This window comes from Amycolatopsis sp. NPDC104819 (genome assembly GCF_055583145.1).
On record NZ_JBVJON010000005.1, the window covers coordinates 147,602 to 164,966 of the forward strand.

The 17,365-nt window shown below is 71.1% G+C and carries 16 protein-coding genes; 6 read left to right on the forward strand and 10 right to left on the reverse strand.

The annotated features are described in order from the left end of the window. Positions 1-26 precede the first annotated feature (26 nt). Entirely contained in the window at positions 27-1,487 is a 1,461-nt protein-coding gene (ahcY, locus tag ACZ63E_RS16840) for an adenosylhomocysteinase (protein ID WP_465336890.1), read from the forward strand. 121 nt (positions 1,488-1,608) lie between these two features. After that, positions 1,609-1,764, forward strand: coding sequence for a hypothetical protein (locus ACZ63E_RS16845; protein ID WP_247052228.1), 156 nt, complete (start codon positions 1,609-1,611; stop codon positions 1,762-1,764). A gap of 296 nt (positions 1,765-2,060) precedes the next feature. Here ACZ63E_RS16845 and ACZ63E_RS16850 read toward each other — a convergent pair whose 3' ends face one another. The 7 genes from ACZ63E_RS16850 to ACZ63E_RS16880 form a co-directional block, all read right to left on the reverse strand. Then, positions 2,061-2,270 (reverse strand): hypothetical protein, encoded by a 210-nt coding sequence (locus ACZ63E_RS16850; protein WP_465336892.1) that lies wholly within the window; start codon positions 2,268-2,270, stop codon positions 2,061-2,063. Between the two features lie 120 nt (positions 2,271-2,390). Continuing rightward, entirely contained in the window at positions 2,391-3,311 is a 921-nt protein-coding gene (gene ku, locus ACZ63E_RS16855) for a non-homologous end joining protein Ku (protein WP_465337465.1), read from the reverse strand. An 85-nt stretch (positions 3,312-3,396) separates the two neighbouring features. After that, positions 3,397-4,623, reverse strand: a complete 1,227-nt coding sequence (locus tag ACZ63E_RS16860; protein WP_465336893.1) for a styrene monooxygenase/indole monooxygenase family protein — start codon at positions 4,621-4,623, stop codon at positions 3,397-3,399. Positions 4,624-4,642: 19 nt separating this feature from the next. Then, complete coding sequence (locus tag ACZ63E_RS16865) at positions 4,643-5,263, reverse strand: GTP-binding protein (protein ID WP_465312468.1); 621 nt, start codon at positions 5,261-5,263, stop codon at positions 4,643-4,645. Then, positions 5,238-5,606: a DUF742 domain-containing protein gene (locus ACZ63E_RS16870; protein WP_465312611.1), complete on the reverse strand. Its 369-nt coding sequence runs from the start codon at positions 5,604-5,606 to the stop codon at positions 5,238-5,240. The genes ACZ63E_RS16865 and ACZ63E_RS16870 overlap by 26 nt, the downstream gene beginning before the upstream one ends. Positions 5,607-5,635: 29 nt before the next feature. Beyond that, positions 5,636-6,076, reverse strand: a complete 441-nt coding sequence (locus ACZ63E_RS16875) for a roadblock/LC7 domain-containing protein (protein WP_465312469.1) — start codon at positions 6,074-6,076, stop codon at positions 5,636-5,638. Further along, positions 6,073-7,311: a sensor histidine kinase gene (locus ACZ63E_RS16880; RefSeq protein ID WP_465336894.1), complete on the reverse strand. Its 1,239-nt coding sequence runs from the start codon at positions 7,309-7,311 to the stop codon at positions 6,073-6,075. The genes ACZ63E_RS16875 and ACZ63E_RS16880 overlap by 4 nt, the downstream gene beginning before the upstream one ends. 348 nt (positions 7,312-7,659) lie before the next feature. On the opposite strand from ACZ63E_RS16880, the gene ACZ63E_RS16885 reads away from it, so the two are divergent. From ACZ63E_RS16885 to ACZ63E_RS16900, 4 genes are all read left to right on the forward strand, one after another. Beyond that, positions 7,660-8,325, forward strand: coding sequence for a TetR/AcrR family transcriptional regulator (locus ACZ63E_RS16885; protein WP_465336895.1), 666 nt, complete (start codon positions 7,660-7,662; stop codon positions 8,323-8,325). After that, entirely contained in the window at positions 8,319-10,052 is a 1,734-nt protein-coding gene (locus ACZ63E_RS16890; protein WP_465336896.1) for an ABC transporter ATP-binding protein, read from the forward strand. The genes ACZ63E_RS16885 and ACZ63E_RS16890 overlap by 7 nt, the downstream gene beginning before the upstream one ends. Further along, positions 10,049-12,052, forward strand: coding sequence for an ABC transporter ATP-binding protein (locus ACZ63E_RS16895; RefSeq protein ID WP_465336897.1), 2,004 nt, complete (start codon positions 10,049-10,051; stop codon positions 12,050-12,052). Before ACZ63E_RS16890 ends, ACZ63E_RS16895 begins: the two co-directional genes overlap by 4 nt. 148 nt (positions 12,053-12,200) lie before the next feature. Then, positions 12,201-13,262, forward strand: a complete 1,062-nt coding sequence (locus tag ACZ63E_RS16900) for a DNA polymerase ligase N-terminal domain-containing protein (RefSeq protein WP_465336898.1) — start codon at positions 12,201-12,203, stop codon at positions 13,260-13,262. Here ACZ63E_RS16900 and ACZ63E_RS16905 read toward each other — a convergent pair. The 3 genes from ACZ63E_RS16905 to ACZ63E_RS16915 all read right to left on the reverse strand — a co-directional run bounded on the left by ACZ63E_RS16905 (position 13,252) and on the right by ACZ63E_RS16915 (position 17,298). Next, on the reverse strand, positions 13,252-13,623 hold the full coding sequence (locus tag ACZ63E_RS16905) for an SPW repeat protein (RefSeq protein ID WP_465336899.1): 372 nt from the start codon (positions 13,621-13,623) through the stop codon (positions 13,252-13,254). The genes ACZ63E_RS16900 and ACZ63E_RS16905 overlap by 11 nt on opposite strands. 96 nt (positions 13,624-13,719) lie before the next feature. Beyond that, on the reverse strand, positions 13,720-14,229 hold the full coding sequence (locus tag ACZ63E_RS16910; RefSeq protein WP_465336900.1) for a hypothetical protein: 510 nt from the start codon (positions 14,227-14,229) through the stop codon (positions 13,720-13,722). 102 nt (positions 14,230-14,331) lie between these two features. Further along, positions 14,332-17,298, reverse strand: coding sequence for an AfsR/SARP family transcriptional regulator (locus tag ACZ63E_RS16915; protein WP_465336901.1), 2,967 nt, complete (start codon positions 17,296-17,298; stop codon positions 14,332-14,334). Positions 17,299-17,365: the final 67 nt, after the last annotated feature.

A 17,365-nucleotide genomic window follows, 5' to 3' on the forward strand; every position in this document is an offset into this window, starting at 1 on the left:
AACGCCGATTCCGGAGTGACCGAAGAATGAGCGAGAAACTGCAGAACCGCAACGGCCTCGACTTCGCCGTCGCCGACCTCGCGCTGGCCGACGCCGGCCGCACGCAGCTGCGGCTGGCCGAGCACGAGATGCCCGGCCTGATGGCGATCCGCCGCGAGTACGCCGCGACGCAGCCACTGAAGGGCGCCCGCGTCGCCGGGTCGCTGCACATGACCGTCCAGACCGCCGTGCTCATCGAGACCCTGGTCGCCCTCGGCGCCGAGGTGCGCTGGGTGTCGTGCAACATCTTCTCCACCCAGGACGAGGCCGCCGCCGCGGTCGTCGTCGGCCCGGAGGGCACCGTCGACGCCCCCTCCGGCACGCCGGTGTTCGCGTGGAAGGGCGAGACGCTCGAGGAGTACTGGTGGTGCACCGACCAGCTCTTCGCGTTCTCCGGCGGCCAGGCGCCGAACATGATCCTCGACGACGGCGGCGACGCCACCCTGCTCGTCCACAAGGGAGTCGAGTTCGAGGCGGCCGGTGCGGTGCCGCAACCGTCCGAAGAGGACCCGGAAGAGTACCGGATCGTCCTGGAGACCCTGCGTGCCAGCCTGGCCGCCGACGGTGACCGCTTCACCCGGATGGCCAAGGAGATCCGCGGGGTCACCGAGGAGACGACCAACGGCGTCAAGCGGCTCTACAAGCTCGCCAAGGACGGCGAGCTGCTCTTCCCGGCGATGAACGTCAACGACTCGGTGACGAAGTCCAAGTTCGACAACAAGTACGGGATCCGGCACTCCCTGGTGGACGGGATCAACCGGGCCACCGACGTGATGATCGGCGGCAAGCGCGTCCTCGTCTGCGGGTACGGCGACGTCGGCAAGGGCGCGGTCGAGGCGCTGCGCGGCCAGGGCGCCCGCGTCGCGGTCACCGAGATCGATCCGATCTGCGCGCTGCAGGCGGCGATGGACGGCCTCGACGTCGTCGAGCTCGAAGACGTCGTCGCCACCTCCGACATCTTCATCACGACGACCGGGAACTACGGCATCATCTCCGCGGACCAGATGAGCCGCATGAAGCACAACGCGATCGTCGCGAACGTCGGGCACTTCGACAACGAGATCGACATGGCGGGGCTCGCGAAGCTGCCCGGCGTCGTGAAGAACGAGATCAAGCCGCAGGTGCACGAGTGGACGTTCCCCGACGGCCACGCGATCATCGTGCTCTCCGAGGGCCGCCTGATGAACCTCGGCAACGCGACCGGCCACCCCTCGTTCGTGATGTCGAACTCCTTCACCAACCAGGCCATCGCGCAGATCGAGCTGTTCGCCAAGCCCGGTGAGTACGCCACCGACGTCCACCGGCTGCCCAAGCACCTCGACGAAAAGGTCGCCCGCCTGCACCTCGACGCCCTCGGCGTGAAACTCACCAAGCTGTCGAAGGCCCAGGCGGAGTACATCGGCGTGGACGTCGAAGGCCCGTACAAGCTCGACCACTACCGGTACTGAGCGGAAGTTGCTCCATTTGCCGCAGTTTGGCACCCCGCGAAACCGGCCATCCTCCGAACGAGAGCGCATCCGCCCGGACGGCACGGAGCCGGGCCGGGTCTCGTGCGAAGGAGAGTGTCAAGTGATCGTCCTCGGTGTGATTCTGCTGGTCATCGGGTTCATCGTCGGTATCCCGGTGCTGTACACCATCGGCATCGTGCTCGCGGTGGCCGGCGTTGCGCTGGCCATTCTCGGCGGCACCGGCCGCAAGATCGGCGGCCGCGCGCACTGGTACTGATCCCGTGACCCCCGGCCCGGTCCGGTCAGCGCTTTTGCTGACCGGACCGGGTCTTTCGGTTTTCACGGCGCGCCCGGAAAGCCGCCGCGGAAAAAAAAGGGTCCTCCGGCTCCGAGGGGGAGGGAGAGCCGAAGGACCTCGTTAGTGTTAGCACATCGCCAAGCCCGTGTACACAGCTGCATACACGATCGGGTTACGACCCTGACACCGTCCTGACGCCTTCCTGACACCGCGAAGGCCTCCCCGGCGGACGGCAAAGCCCGGCGGGAAGGCCTTCACGGATCCTGGCGGGAGGCTCAGGAAACCTGGCGCAGCAAGGATTCTTCCGGCGCGGCCGCGCACGCGCAGCCGCCGCCGACGGTGTGGCAGTCGACGATCAGCCCGTGCCGGACGCGGTCGGGGTCCCCGCAGGCCGGATCCGCGCATTCGGCGAATCCGCCTTCCGGGTGGACCACCAGCGTCCCGTGGCAGTGGTCGATCCCCGCGTCACAAGAGGCGCACTCCATGACCGGCCCGCCTTTCCGCGATCGGTGTGCTCGCACCTCTTGGTACCACCGGGAAGCGGACGGGTCCGGTACTGGGACGGCGTGTCGGCACAACCACCCGACCGGGATCGCGGCAGCGGCTCAGGCGGACTTCGGCGCCCGCTTGCGGGCCGCCGGCTTCTTCTTGGCCGGCTTCTCGTCCTCATCGGACTCGCCGGACTCGTCCCCGGCGGTGTCCGATGTGGTCTTGGTGGTCGTTTTCGCCGCGGCCTTCGCCGGCTCGCGGGACTTCTTCGCCGCGTCCACACTGGCCTGCAGCGCGGCCATCAGGTCGACGACGTCGGCCTTGGCGGTGACCGCCGCGGGCTTGGTCGTCTCCTCCCCCGCGACCTTGGCCTCGATCATCTCCTCGAGGGCCTCGCGGTAGTGGTCGCGGTACTTGTCCGACTCGAACACCGGCTCGGCCAGCGAGTCGATCAGCGAGCCCGCCATCGACAGCTCCTGCGGCCGGATCTGCGGCGGGTCGTCCCGCAGGAACGGGAAGTCCGGTTCGCGGACCTCGTCCGGCCACAGCATCGTGGTCATCACCAGCACGTCGGAGTGCACCCGCAGCACCGCCATGCTCTCCCGCTGCCGGACGGCGACCTTCGCGACGGCCACCTGTCCGGCCTTGTGCAGGGCGTCGCGCAGCACGATGTACGGCTTCACCGCGTTCTTCTGCGGCTCCAGGTAGTACGTGCGGTCGTACTGGATCGGGTCGATCGACTCCAGCGGCACGAACTCCAGGACGTCGATCGTGCGCTGCGAGGACAGCGGCAGCTCGGCCATCTCGGCGTCGGTGATCACCACCATCTCGCCGTCGGGCAGCTCGTAGCCCTTGGCGATCTCGGCGTACGGCACTTCCTGGCCGTCGATCGTGCAGAACCGCTTGTACTGGATGCGCCCGCCGTCGGCCTCGTGCACTTGCCGGAGCGAGACGTTCTTGTTCTCGGTGGCCGCGTACATCTGGATCGGGATGGACACCAGCCCGAACGACACCGAGCCCTTCCACATCGCCCGCATGCCCCGCACCTCCGAGATCGCCTTCACGCTACGTAGTTACCGTAGCCCGAATCGTCCCCCGGCGACAGTGCACCGCACCGGCGATCTAGACCTCTGCCAGGTACTTCTCCCAAAGTGCCGGATCCATGAACCAGTGTTGGAAGTCCGTGGGATCCGTGAAACCGTTGGCGAACCGCTTCGCGACCGCGGGGTTCTGACCGGCGACACCGAGGATCTGGAGCACGTGCGGGGGCGGCGGCAGGAGCAACGCGTTCGTCCATTCGGTGACGTGCCGGGCGTACTCCCAGTAGCGCTCGAACGTCGCGTCCATCCACTCCGCGTCGAACGGCCGGTCGCCGCGCTCCACGATCGCGTCCAGGTAGGTCGCCGCGCAATGGCTCGCGTTGTTCGAGCCCTGGCCGGTGATGGGGTCGTTCGCCACGACGACGTCGGCCATGCCCAGCACGATCGCCCCGCCGGGCAGGGTGCCGACCGGCCGGCGAACCACCGGCGTGTAGCCGCCCGCGAGTGTCGCCTTCGGGTCGGTCAGCTCGGCGTCGCGGCAGCGCTCGTACTCCCACGGCACGAACTGCCGCATCAGGTCGAGGATGCGCACGAAGTGCTCGGCCGGGGCCGGGCGGTCGTCGAAGCAGTCGAGCGGGCCGCCGGGCACCCCTTCGAAGAAGAGGATGTCGCAGTTCCCGCTGAGCGTGTGCGCGGGGATCATGAACAGCTCGCCGACCCCGGGCACGATGTTGAACCGCACCGCCTGCTTGTCCGGGTGCTCCGGCCGGGGGCGCACGCCGTGGGCGTAGGCGAGCGAAAGCGCGCGCATCGGCTTCGTGTACGGCGACCGCTCCGGGACGCGGTCGAACAGCTGGACCAGCTCGCCCTTGCCGGCCGAGATGATCACCAGGTCGTACAGCCGGGCCAGCGCGTCCAGCTCGGAGGTCATCACGCCGTGGATGACGAGCTTGCCGCCGCGGTCTTCGAACAGCTCCAGCCAGCCCGCCATCTTCACGCGCTGGTCGACCGACTGCGCGATCTCGTCCAGCTCGGCGAACCAGTCGAGCGCGCGGCCGCCGTCGGGCGCGGCCACCGAGACGCCGAGGCCCTCGACGTCGACCGTCTCGGACTCCCACAGGTTGATCCCGAGGTCCCGCTCGTGCTGCAGCGCGTCGTGGAACATGCACTGCGTCGACATCACGCGCCCGTGCCGGATCTCCTCCGGCGTCCGCGCGGACATCACGGTGACGTCGAAGTCCTTCGCCAGCAGCCCGAGGGCCAGCTGCAACCCGGACTGCCCGGCGCCGACGATCAGAACCCTGCGCATGAAGCTCGTTCTCCTCTGTTCAGGCGTGCGGGGCGCTGCCGGCGAGCTCGCGCGGGCCCGACAGCACGGCGAGCGACAGCGTGTGGCCGACCAGCTCGGTCAGGGTGGCGATCGTCGACGCGCGGTCGCGCGCGTCGCAGGTCACCAGCGGGACGGCCGGGTCGAGGGCGAGCGCGTCGCGCACCTCGTCGAGGTCGTGCACCGGCTTGCCCTCGAACTGGTTGACCGCGACGACGAACGGCAGCTCGGAGTCGTTCTCGAAGTAGTTGATCGCCGCGAACGACTCGTCGATCCGGCTGGTGTCGACCAGCACCACGGCGCCGAGCGCGCCGCGGCTCAGGTCGTCCCAGAGGAACCAGAACCGCGCCTGCCCCGGCGTGCCGAACAGGTACAGCAGCAGGTCCGGGCGCAGCGTGATCCGGCCGAAGTCCATCGCGACGGTCGTGGTCGACTTGCCGCCGGGCGGGATGTCGTCGACCCCTTCCCCGGCTTCGGTCATCCACGCCTCGTTGCTCATCGGCGGCACTTCCGACACCGCGCCGACGAACGTGGTCTTGCCGACACCGAAGCCCCCGGCGACGACGATCTTCGCGGAGATCGTCAGCAGATCGCCCTCAGGCGGGGAGCCGCTTGAGCCCATCAAGGATCCTCTCGAGCACGTTGGTGTCGTGGTGGTAGGCGTGCGCGGTGGGGTGGACGAACACCGCGCCCTGCGAGGCGAGGTCGCCGATGAGCACCCGCACCACGCCCAGCGGCAGGTCCAGCCCGACCGACAGCTCGGCGATCGAGCACCGGGTCCGGGCGCGTTCGTAGAGCGAGCGCGACTCGGGCATGAGCGTGTCGCTCAGCGCCGGGTCGTACCGCGGGACCGACACCAGCGTCTCGACCAGCAGCTGGTGCCGGGTGCTGGTGCGGCCGCCGGTGAGCGCGTACGCCCGGATCCGGCGGCTGCGCCGCGGCAAGGCGGTGTCCTTCTCGGACACGGGAACCACATCCTTGTCGGGCACGCGGATCACACCTTCGGCCGGCGCGCGGTGAGCACCTGGCGCAGCTCGGCGCGCACCTCGGGGGTGAGCGCGTGACCGGCGTTGGTGATGAACTGGGTCATCTCGTAGGCGACCACCTTCATGTCCGCCTCGCCCGAGGTGAGCACCGCGAGCCCGGCGCCGGACCCGATGCCCATGAAGAGGAAGTAGCCGTGGGTGAGCCGGATGATGATCTGCTCGCACGCGCCCTTGCCGAACAGCGCGGCGCTGTTGCCGGCCAGCGACAGCAGGCCGCTGGCGATGGCCGCGAGCTGCTCGGCCTCGGCTTCGGCCACGGAGTCGGACGCGGTGAGCGGGAAGCCGTCCACGCTCATGATCAGCGCGTGGCTGACGCCGTGGACCTTGCGGACGAAGTCGTCGAGCAGCCAGGCGAAGTTCGCCGGGGCCGAGGGGTGGGGGGCGCTCACGAGGCGGTTCCTCCGGGCGTCTCGTCCTGCCGGGTGCGGTTGTTCTCGGCGAGCGCCGCCTGCTCGCCGTCGGCGAACGCGCCGAGGTCGGCGAGCAGCTGCTCGTGGCCCGAGGCGGCCGGCGCCGCGGGCGGGGGCGGTGGCGGCTCGGGCGCGGCGCCGCGGATGCTGCCCGGCACCCGGCGCGGCAGGCCGTTGGCGGTCATCCCGCCGGTAACCTGCTCGACCGGCCGCGGTCGCGGGGTGGGCTTGCGCGGCGCCGGGGCCGGCTCCTCCCGGGGGAAGGCGCCCGGACGGCGGCGCGGCAGCGTGCCGACCGCGACCGGCTCGCCGTTCGCGCCGGGTTCGGCCGGTTCGGCGGTGACGGTGCGGGTGCCCGACCACGCGTGTTCGGCGAGCTCGGTGACGATGCCGGTGGGCAGCAGCACGGTCGCCACCGTGCCGTGCGGGCTGCGCCGGTCGAGCCGCACGGTGACCCCGTGGCGGCCGGCGAGCCGGGCGACCACGGCGAGGCCCATGTGCCGCGCGGCGGCGTCGTCGAGGTCGCCCCCGGCGGCCAGCCGCGCGTTGAGGCCTTCGACGCGGTCGGCGGGGATGCCGATGCCCTCGTCCTCGATCCGGACGAGCACGCTGCCCTGTTCGGTCAGGTGCGCGCTGACGTTCACCGGCGAGCTCGGCGATGACTGGTTGGCGGCGTTGTCGAACAGCTCCGCCAGCACCCGGCCGAGGTCCTCCGCGGCGAAGCCGACGATGCCGAGGTTGACGACCCGGCCGATGGTGATCCGCGCGTAGTGGTCGATCGAGGACATCGCCTCGCGCATCAGGTCGAGCACCGAGGTGGCGCGGGCGGCGTCGTCGGCGGTGTCCTGCCCGGCCAGCACGCGCAGGTTCTCGGCGTTGCGGCGCAGCCGGGTGGCGAGGTGGTCGAGCTGGTAGAGCTCGGCGAGGCGGTGGTGGTCCTCCTCCCCCTGTTCGAGCTCTTCCAGCCGGGCCAGGAGCTGGTCGAGCAGGTTGAGGTCACGCAGGGCGACGCTGGCGCAGATCTCGGCCAGCACGGCCTCGTCGGCCGGCGTCGCGACCGCCTCGACGGGCGGCAGCGCGGTGATCGCCGGGCCCGCCACGGGCGTGTAGCCCGGGTGCTTCGGGGGCGCGGTCAGGTACTGCGCCGCGGCGACCCGCGAGCGGTCCAGCAGGACGCGTGATCGATCCAGGAGTTCCCGGGCCCGGCTGGCCATGTGGTCCCACTTCTTCCTTGCTCAGGTGCGGAAACGGTGCACTGCGCCGACCCCCGGGCGGCGATGCCGGACATGGAAGCAGAAAGCTTCGACAGATGTCCACAGCCGGTTCCCGCGCGAACGCGGGCCGTGAGCGCGAATTCGGAGCGTCGCCGCTGGTGAGCGCAGCGGACTAGGCCAATCGGACCAATTTTGCAAGTTGCGGGTCACAACGGAGCGCACACAGCGGCCGATATCGCAGCTGACTGGGGTTCGCACGCCGGAATCCCGGCCGCGTCCGATTCGTCCCAAACTTGCGGGGCACGCAACTTTTTGCGTGGCACGCAAGTTTTTCGCTACACTGCGTGCATGTCGCCGGACGGACCCCCGAAGCTCACGCTGCGGGAGCGCAAGAAACGCGAAGCCCGCCGCGCGCTGGCGCAGGCCGCGTTGCGGCTCGCGCTGGACCGCGGGTTGGAGAACGTGCGGGTCGAGGACATCGCCACCGAGGTCGGCGTCTCGCCCCGCACATTCAACAACTACTTCTCCAGCAAGGAGCAGGCGGTCTGCTCGATGGTCGTCGACCGCCACGAGGGGATGCGCGAAGCCCTGCTCGCCCGGCCCGAGGGCGAGCCGCTCTGGGAGTCCGTCAAGCAGGCCGTGATCGAGCAATATTCGCGTGAGGGCGAGCCGGATCGCGCGTATGTTGCGCGTATCCGGGAGCTGATGGGCCAGCTGATGCTGCGCGGCGAGTTCCTGAACGCCCACGCGGCGGTCGAACGCGTCCTCGCCGAGACCATCGCGAAGCGGGCGGGCGGGGCGGACCACCTGCTGTGCCGGCTGATGGCCTCCTCGGTGGAAAGCGCCGTCCGCGTCGCCTTCGTCAACTGGTTCATGACCGAGGGCGAGCCGTTCCTGCCCACCCTGGAACGGCTGCTCGACGAGCTGGCCACGGGGATGCCCACCCTGACCGGCGGCACCGCACCGAATCCCGGACCGAACACCACCACCGCACTGGGGGAACCGTTGTGCTAGTGAAGCTCCTGCGCAGTCACCTGCGCCCGTACAAAACGACGTTGTGGGTGATCGTCGTCCTGCAGCTCGTGCAGACGATCGCCATGCTCTACCTGCCGACGCTGAACGCCGACATCGTCGACAACGGGCTGATCAAGGGCGACCTGGACTACATCCTGCGCGTCGGCGCGATGATGCTGGCCATCACGCTCGCCCAGATCGCCGGCTCGATCGGCGCGGTGTACTTCGGCGCGCGCACGGCGATGGCGATCGGCCGCGACATCCGCGCCGGCGTCTTCCACCGGGTGCAGGACTTCTCCGCGCGCGAGGTCGGCCAGTTCGGCACGCCGTCGCTGATCACCCGCACCACCAACGACGTCCAGCAGATCCAGATGCTGGTGCTGATGACGCTGACGCTCATGGTGTCGGCGCCGATCATGTGCGTCGGCGGCATCATCCTGGCGCTGAACCTCGACGTGCCGCTCTCCTCGCTGCTGCTGGTGATCGTGCCGGTGCTGGCGGTGGCCGTCGGCACGATCATCACCAAGATGCGCCCGGCCTTCCGGCTGATGCAGGAGCGGATCGACAAGATCAACCAGATCCTGCGCGAGCAGATCATGGGCATCCGCGTCATCCGCGCGTTCGTCCGCGACAAGCACGAGCGTGAGCGCTTCGACGTCGCGAACGACGCGCTGCTCACCGTGTCGCTGCGGGTCGGGCGGCTGATGGCGCTGATGTTCCCGATCGTGATGCTGGTGATGAACGCCTCCAGCGTCGCGGTGCTGTGGTTCGGCGGGCAGCGCATCGACTCCGGCAGCATGCAGATCGGCGCCATGACGGCGTTCCTGTCCTACCTGCTGCAGATCCTGATGTCGGTCATGATGGCCACCTTCATGTTCATGATGGTGCCGCGCGCGGAGGTCAGCGCCGAGCGGATCACCGAGGTGCTGGACACCGAGTCCAGCGTCCGCCCGCCGGTGACGCCGATCCGGCCCGGGACGGTGCACGGGCACCTCGAGCTCTCCGGTGTCGAGTTCCGCTACCCCGGCGCGGAAAAGCCGGTGCTGTGCGACATCTCGCTGATCGGGCGGCCGGGTGAGACCACCGCGGTCATCGGGTCGACCGGCACCGGCAAGACCACGCTGCTCAACCTGATCCCGCGGCTGATGGACGCCACGCAGGGCACGGTCAAGGTGGACGGCGTCGACGTCCGCGACCTCGACCCGGCGGTGCTCGCGCGCGCGGTCGGGCTGGTGCCGCAGAAGCCGTACCTGTTCGCCGGCACGGTGGCGAGCAACCTGCGGTACGGCAACCCGGACGCCACCGACGAAGAGCTGTGGCACGCGCTGGAAGTGGCGCAGGGCAAGGACTTCGTCCAGGCGATGGCCGAGGGCCTCGAGTCGCCGATCGCCCAGGGCGGCACGAACGTCTCGGGCGGGCAGCGGCAGCGGCTCGCGATCGCCCGGATGCTGGTGCACAAGCCGGAGATCTACCTCTTCGACGACTCGTTCTCCGCGCTCGACTACGCGACCGACGCGGCCCTGCGCCGCGCGCTGGTGCCGGAAACCGCCGACGCCACGGTGGTCATCGTCGCGCAGCGGGTCAGCACGATCCGCAACGCCGACCGGATCATCGTGCTCGACGAGGGCCGCGTCGTCGGCACCGGAACCCACCACGAGCTCTTCGACGGCAACGAAACCTACCGGGAGATCGTGCTGTCCCAGCTGACCGAACAGGAGGCGGCGTGAGCACCACCAACGAAACCGCCGTCACCGACGCCGGGGAACGCCCCACCGCGGAACGGCAGAAGAACACCGGCGCCGCGACCTCGGGGCCGGGGCGCTGGATGGCCGGCGGCGCGCCGCCGGAGAAGGCGCTCGACTTCAAGGGCTCGCTCAAGCGGCTGCTGAAGATGCTGGCGCCGCAACGGCTCCAGCTGATCGGCGTGCTCGTGCTCGGCGCGGCGAGCGTCGCGCTGACGGTGATCGGGCCGAAGATCCTCGGTCAGGCCACCGACGCGATCCTCGCCGGTGTGCTCGGCAAGCAGGTGCCGCCGGGTGTCACGAAGGAGCAGATCGTCGCGGGGCTGCGGGCCCGGGGCGACAGCACCCTCGCCGACATCTACGGCCGCGTCGACCTCGTGCCCGGCGTAGGCATCAACTTCGACAAGGTCGGCCAGATCCTGCTGACCGTGCTCGCCCTGTTCGTCATCGCGTCGTTCTTCGGGCTGATCCAGGCCCGGCTGACCACGACGCTGGTGCAGAACGCGGTGTACCGGCTGCGCCAGGACGTCGAGGACAAGTTCGCGCGGCTGCCGCTGAAGTACTTCGACCGCCAGCCGCGCGGCGAGGTGCTTTCCCGGGTCACCAACGACATCGACAACCTGGCGATGTCGCTGCAGCAGACGCTGTCGCAGATCGTCTCGTCGCTGCTGACGGTGATCGGCGTGCTGATCATGATGTTCCTGATCTCGCCGCTGCTGGCGCTGATCGCGTTGCTCACGGTGCCGCTGTCGGCGGTCGTGGCGGCCAAGATCGGCAAGCGGGCACAGCCGAACTTCATCAAGCAGTGGTCGACCACCGGCAAGCTCAACGCGCACGTCGAGGAGATGTACACCGGCCACTCGCTGGTCAAGGTGTTCGGCCGCCGCGAGGAGGCCGCCGCGCTCTTCGACAAGCAGAACGAAACGCTCTACGAGGCGAGCTTCCGGGCGCAGTTCATCTCCGGGATGATCCAGCCGGCGATGATGTTCATCGGCAACCTGAGCTACGTGCTGGTGGCCGTGATCGGCGCGCTGCGCGTCGCTTCGGGCAGCCTGACGCTCGGCGAGGTGCAGGCGTTCATCCAGTATTCGCGCCAGTTCAGCCAGCCGGTGACGCAGATCGCCAGCATGGCGAACCTGCTGCAGTCCGGGGTCGCCTCGGCCGAGCGGGTGTTCGCGCTGCTCGACGCCGAGGAGCAGGGCCCGGAGCCCGCCGACCCGGAGCGGCCGTCCGTCGTGCGCGGGCGGGTCGAGTTCCAGGACGTCTCGTTCCGGTACCTGGCGGACAAGCCGCTGATCGAAGACCTGTCGCTGACCGTGGAACCGGGCCAGACGGTCGCGATCGTCGGCCCGACCGGGGCCGGGAAGACGACGCTGGTCAACCTGCTCATGCGGTTCTACGAGCTCGACCGCGGGCGGATCACGCTCGACGGCGTCGACATCGCGAAGATGAACCGCGAGGAGCTGCGCGACCAGACCGGCATGGTGCTGCAGGACGCGTGGCTGTTCGGCGGCACGATCGCGGAGAACATCGCCTACGGCGCGGACGACCCGAGCCGGGACGAGATCATCGAAGCGGCGAAGGCCACCCACGTCGACCGCTTCGTGCGGACGCTGCCGGACGGCTACGAGACGGTGCTCGACGACGAGGGCGGCACGGTCAGCGCGGGTGAGAAGCAGCTGATCACGGTGGCGCGGGCGTTCCTCGCGAAGCCGGTCATCCTCATCCTCGACGAGGCGACCAGCTCGGTCGACACCCGCACCGAGGTGCTCATCCAGCGGGCGATGAACTCGTTGCGCAGCGGGCGGACCAGCTTCGTCATCGCCCACCGGCTGTCGACGATCCGCGACGCCGACGTCATCCTGGTGATGGAGCACGGGCGGATCGTCGAGCAGGGCGACCACGAAACGCTGCTGCACAGCGGCGGCGCGTACGCCCGGCTGTACGCGGCTCAGTTCGCCGAAGCGATGGCCGAGACGGACTGATCTTCGTCGCCCCGGCCAGGCAAACCGTAGTGAATGACTCATTCATGGCGCCAGACGCCATGAATGAGTCATTCACTACCTCCGGCCGGGGCGCTGCGGTCGCCCGGTAGGCTGGCGGTTCCGAGCGGAAAGGGGTGCCGGGCCGGCGATGGCGGACAAACTCACCGAGTACCGCGGCAAGCGTGGCAAGGACCGCACCCCCGAACCCTGGCCGGAGGGCCCGCCCGTCCCCGGGGACGACGACCTCTTCGTCATCCAGGAACACCATGCCACCCGGCTGCACTGGGACTTCCGGCTGGAGCGCGACGGCGTGCTCGTGTCGTGGGCGGTGCCGAAGGGCCTGCCGCTGACCCCGGGCGTGAACCGGCTCGCCGTGCACACCGAAGACCATCCGATGGAGTACCTCACGTTCGCCGGCGAGATCCCCGCCGGCGAGTACGGCGGCGGCACGATGACCATCTGGGACACCGGGACGTACGAAACGCTGCACTGGAACGACCACAAGGTCGAGGTCGTCTTCCACGGCGAGCGCACGCGCGGCAAGTACGTCTTCGCCAACCGCCACGAGGAGGACAACCGGGACTGGACGCTGCGGCGCCTCGACCCGGCCGAGCCGGGGCACGAGGACGCGCCGGAGTTCCTCGAGCCGATGACCGCAGCCCCGGGCGACCTGCCCGCCGACGACGACGCCTGGGCGTACGAGTTCGCGTGGGGCGGCCTGCGCACGATGATGCAGGTCTCCGGCGGCCGCGTCACCCTCCACGACGACACCGGCGCCGACGTCACGAGCCGCTACCCCGATCTGCACAAGCTCGGCGAGGAGTTCGGGTCGACGGAAGTGCTGCTGGACGGCGAAGTCGTGGTGGTCAAGGACGGCAAGCCCTACCCCGACGGCCTCGAACAACGCCGTCGCGCCGACGGCGCCGCCGCGAAACGGCTCAAGACCAGCTGCCCGGTCTTCTACTTCGCCTCCGACGTCCTGCACTTCGACGGCAAGCCGACCCTCGAGCTGCCCTACACCGAGCGCCGGGAGCTCCTGGACGGCCTGGTCGTGACCGACCGCCACTGGCAGGTGCCGCGCTACTTCGCGGGCGGCGGCGAGGCTGTCTCCGGCGCGAGCCGCCAGCACGGCCTGCCCGGCATCGTCGCCAAGCGCGCGGACGCGCCGTACCGGCCGGGCGAAGACGGCTGGCTGCTGGTCAAGAACTAGCGAGCGCCACACCCGCGACGGCGACCACCGCGCCGGCCACGATGTTGCCGGTCAGGGCGGCCGTCGACGGCGGGGTCTCCCCCACCTGCCGCAGCAGCCACGGCGAGAGCGCGGCCCACGCGCCGAGGACCGGGACGACCCAGCCGATCAGCGACAGCCGCCGCGTGGCGGTCCGGGCGATGGCGAGCGCGACGAGGACCAGGCCCACCAAGGTGTTGCTCAGCGCGAGCACACCCGCGCCGCCGAAGCCGGTGACCCACGGGGCGAGCACGAGGTAGAGACCGGCCAGGAGCACGAACCCCGCTGCGGCGCCGAGCACCGCGGTGCGGGGCCGACCGGCCCGGGTGGTGTGTGAAGTCATCTCCTCACCTCCACCCGGAGAGGTACCCGCTCGTCGCGGTGCGTAACCGGGGCCTGCCCGCAGCCCTCGAGACGTGCAGGTCCCGGCCGGGAAGACTCAGCAGCCGCAGGTGTAGTAGGTGATGTCCCAGTGGTTGCCTTCGTCGCAGTAGAGGTTGCCGGACCCGGCCTTCCACTGCGGATAGCCGTCGCCGCGGAGGCCGATGTAGGCGAAGGAGTTCTTGATGTAGTTGTCGATGCAGCTGTTGTGCGCGATGTCCACCTTGTAGCCGTTGTAGTGGCTGTAGGTGCCCGACGCGTGCCCGACCTCGGTGCCGCCGGTGATGTTGACCGCGCAGCCGCTCGCCCGCTTCAGCGTGATCACGCCGGTGACCGTGGTCTGGTTGATCTGCTCGTAGGACGTGCAGGTCGAGTTCGACCGCGTGGTGCAGCCCCCGCTGGAGGAGTGCGTGACCCCGGCGGCGGACAGCTGCGACGCGGCCTGCGCCTGCGAGAGCTTGGTGACCTCGACACTCGCGGACGCGGTCCCGATGGTGGCGAACACCACCGTCGCGGCCGAAGCGGTCAGCCCCACGGCCACCCGCGCCAGCATCCGTTGTCCCGGCATGGCTTGCCTCCTGATGTCTGCGACGATCGACGAGCGGCAGCCAAATCCGCGGTCCCATAACTTCGCCAAACACCGCGGCCGGGAGCAGGGGTGCGGGCCGGGTCAGGTCCTGATCTTCGTCAAGACTTCACGGGTTCGCTCCCGCGCCGGGGATTCACCGGTGACGGCGGTGAGCTCCCCCAGCGCCCGCAGCTCCCACAGCGGGAACCCGAGCCCGCGGAACAGCTCGGCCGAGGTCCGCAGGTTCCGCGCGGCTTCGGCCCCGGCGCCGTCGTCGGCCTGGGCCCGGCCGAGGCTGAGCAGGGCGTACCCCGCTCCCCGGCGGTCCCGCAGCTCCCGGAACACGCCCATCGCGACCCGCACGTGCCACCGGGCGCCCGCCGGGTCGCCCGCGCGGCGGCGGGCCTCGGCGAGGCTGCGGTGGGTGTAGGCGGCCGCGTGCCGGTGCCCGATCTGCTCGAACAGCGCCAGCGACCGCGTCAGGCAGCGCTCCCCGTCCGCCACCTCCCCGGCCTCGGTGTGCAGGTCGCCGAGGCTGCGCAGGACGTGCGCCTCCCAGTGCCGCTCCTGCGTGCGGACGGCGCCGCCGAGCGCGCCGGTGAGCAGGTCGGCCGCCTGGTCGCAGCCACCGTGCCGGCGCAGGACGTCGGCGTACCGCTTGGCGGCCTGGTCGAGCCGGCGGCCGTCGTCGCATTCCCGGGCGAGCAGCATGCTCACCTCGAAGCTCTCGACCGCGCGGCGGACGTCCCCGACGTCCTCGGCCAGCGAACCCAGCTGAGCCGCCGCGGCCGCCTGCCCGCGCCGGTCGCCGCAGTCCCGCAGCAGGCCGAGGGCCTCCCGCAGCTCGGCCTCGGCGGCACGCGGGTCGCCGCCGTCGAGGTGGACGTCGGCGAGCGCGGCCAGCACCACGCCGGTGCCGCGCGGGTCGTCGAGCTGCCGGAAGCGCGTCTCGGCCATGACGAAGTAGTTCCGCGCCTGCCGGCCGCGGCCGTGCTGCCAGTGCACCGAGCCGAGGTGGTACAGCTTTTCGGCCTCCGCGCGCGGGTCCTGCCGCCGACGGGCCGCGACGAGGCCGAGCACCGACACGGCGCGGGCGTCGTGGCCGAGCCACGGGGTGCCGGCCAGGGCGGTGCAGGCGTCGGCGAGCCGTTCGGTGAGCTCGTGGCGGCCGTGGGCGCCGGCCAGCCGGACGGCGGCGGCGATGAGCGCGGTCTCTTCCGCCGCCCAGCCCAGCGGGTCGGCCGCGATCCGGCGCAGCACTCCGGGATCCGGCCGTGCCGCGGGCTTCCCGGCCGGACAGTGTTCCTCCGCCCGCCGTCCCCGCGCGTGCTCGGCGAGTGCCAGCGTGACCTCGCACGCGCGCAGCAGCGCCGTCCGGTCGCCCTCCGGCGCCGGCCCTTCCGTCACGACCAGCCGGACGAACGGCGGCACCACCCACCGCGCCCCCACCGGGTCCAGCAGGTGCGCCTCGGCCAGCGCGTCGAGCCGGTCGCGGGCCTCGGCCGGCCGGCGGTCCAGCAGCGCCGCGGCCCACCAGACAGGGATCGTGCCGTCGAAAACCGCGAGCAGCCGCAGCAGGACGACGTCGTGCGCGGGGCGTTCCCGCACCGCCGACGTCACCGCGGCGCGGACGCCGAGATCACCGGTGGTCAGCTCGTCGAGCCGGCGGCGTTCGTCGGCGAGCCGCGCGGCGAGCTCGCCGACGCTCTGGTTCGGCCGCGCGGCCAGCTTCACCCCGGCGATCCGGACGGCGAGCGCGAGCCCGGCGCAGTGACCGAGAAGCCGTTGTGCCGCTTCGGGTTCCGCGCGCAGCCGGGACTCCCCCGCGATCGCCGCCAGCAGCGCCCGGGCGTCCTCTGTGGACAGACTCGGCACCGCAACCGCGTGGGCGCCGCAGAGGCCGGGCAGCTCCCGGCGCGACGTGACGAGCGTGGCGCAGCCGGGTCCGGCCGGCAGCAGCGCCCGTACTTGGGCCTCGGACCCGGCGTCCTCCAGCAGCACCAGCAGCCGCCGGTCGGCGGTGTAGCTGCGCCAGAGCCCCGTCAGGCCTTCGCGGTCGGCCAGCTCCGCGGGGGTGGCGCCGAGCAGGCGCAGGAACCCGGTCAGCACGGCCGCCGGATCGGCCGACGCGCTCAGCGACGCCGTCAGCTGCCCGTCGGGGAAGCGGCGGCGGGCGCGCCAGGCGGCCTGGACGGCCAGCGCGGACTTCCCGGCCCCGGCGGCGCCGTGCAGCACGACCGGCGCCGGGCCGCGCAGGGCCCGTCCGACGTCGGCCAGCTCGGCCGCGCGGCCGGTGAAGTCGGGCACCGCGGGCGGCAGCTGGGCGGGCGGGCCCGGCGTGGTCCACTCGGTGCCGGCGATCCGGCGGTACACCGCGACGAGGTCGGCGCCCGGCCACACACCGGCCTCTTCCCACAGCGCCCGGCGCGTCCGGCGAAGGACCTCCAGCGCCGAGTCGCGGCGGCCGACGGTGCCGAGCGCGGACGCCAGCCGCGCGGCGAACCGTTCGTCCGCGGGCCGTGCGGCGACCACCGGGTCGAGCCGCTCGACCACGGCCCGGCCGTCGCCGTCGGCGAGCTCCAGCTCGACCAACTGCAGCAGCGCGGCCGAGCGCCGGTCCTCCAGCCACAGCTTGTGCGCCTCGAGCAGCGGCCCGCCGACGACGTCGGCGAACGCGTCCCCGCGCCAGCACGCCAGGGCCCGTTCGAGCGCGCGGCGGCGCTGCGCCCGATCGTCGGCGCCCGAGGCCAGCAGCGTCAGGAAGTCGTCCGCGTCCAGCTCACCGGGCTCGACCGTCAGCGCGTAGCCCCGCGGCCCGGACCGCAGGCGCTGCCCGGCCTCGGCCGCGCCGAGACCGGGTGAGAGCGTCTTGCGCAGCTTCGACACGGTGACCTGCACGATCGCCGCGGCGCTCGACGGCGCGGCGTCCGGCCACAGCTCGTCGACCAGCGTGTCACGGCCGACGAACTGGCCGGCGCGCGCGAGCAGGACGGCGAGCAGCCGCCGCGGCTGGGCCGCCGACGGCAGTTCGGCGGTGGCCGTCATCGGACCGAGGACCTGGAACCGCACGGCTACACCCCACCCGCGAGATCACCTGATCGAGCGAGCTGAATCTAACCGCCGGGTGCGCGGTCCG

Excerpts from the sequence above, each read along its gene's own strand:
- ACZ63E_RS16885 (WP_465336895.1), top strand. The coding sequence starts at position 7,660 with ATGTCGCCGGACGGACCCCCGAAGCTCACGCTGCGGGAGCGCAAGAAA.
- ACZ63E_RS16900 (WP_465336898.1), top strand. The coding sequence starts at position 12,201 with ATGGCGGACAAACTCACCGAGTACCGCGGCAAGCGTGGCAAGGACCGC.
- ahcY (WP_465336890.1), top strand. The coding sequence starts at position 27 with ATGAGCGAGAAACTGCAGAACCGCAACGGCCTCGACTTCGCCGTCGCC.
- ACZ63E_RS16880 (WP_465336894.1), bottom strand. The coding sequence starts at position 7,311 with ATGGCCAGCCGGGCCCGGGAACTCCTGGATCGATCACGCGTCCTGCTG.
- ACZ63E_RS16910 (WP_465336900.1), bottom strand. The coding sequence starts at position 14,229 with ATGCCGGGACAACGGATGCTGGCGCGGGTGGCCGTGGGGCTGACCGCT.
- ku (WP_465337465.1), bottom strand. The coding sequence starts at position 3,311 with ATGCGGGCGATGTGGAAGGGCTCGGTGTCGTTCGGGCTGGTGTCCATC.
- ACZ63E_RS16865 (WP_465312468.1), bottom strand. The coding sequence starts at position 5,263 with ATGGGCTCAAGCGGCTCCCCGCCTGAGGGCGATCTGCTGACGATCTCC.
- ACZ63E_RS16905 (WP_465336899.1), bottom strand. The coding sequence starts at position 13,623 with ATGACTTCACACACCACCCGGGCCGGTCGGCCCCGCACCGCGGTGCTC.
- ACZ63E_RS16850 (WP_465336892.1), bottom strand. The coding sequence starts at position 2,270 with ATGGAGTGCGCCTCTTGTGACGCGGGGATCGACCACTGCCACGGGACG.
- ACZ63E_RS16860 (WP_465336893.1), bottom strand. The coding sequence starts at position 4,623 with ATGCGCAGGGTTCTGATCGTCGGCGCCGGGCAGTCCGGGTTGCAGCTG.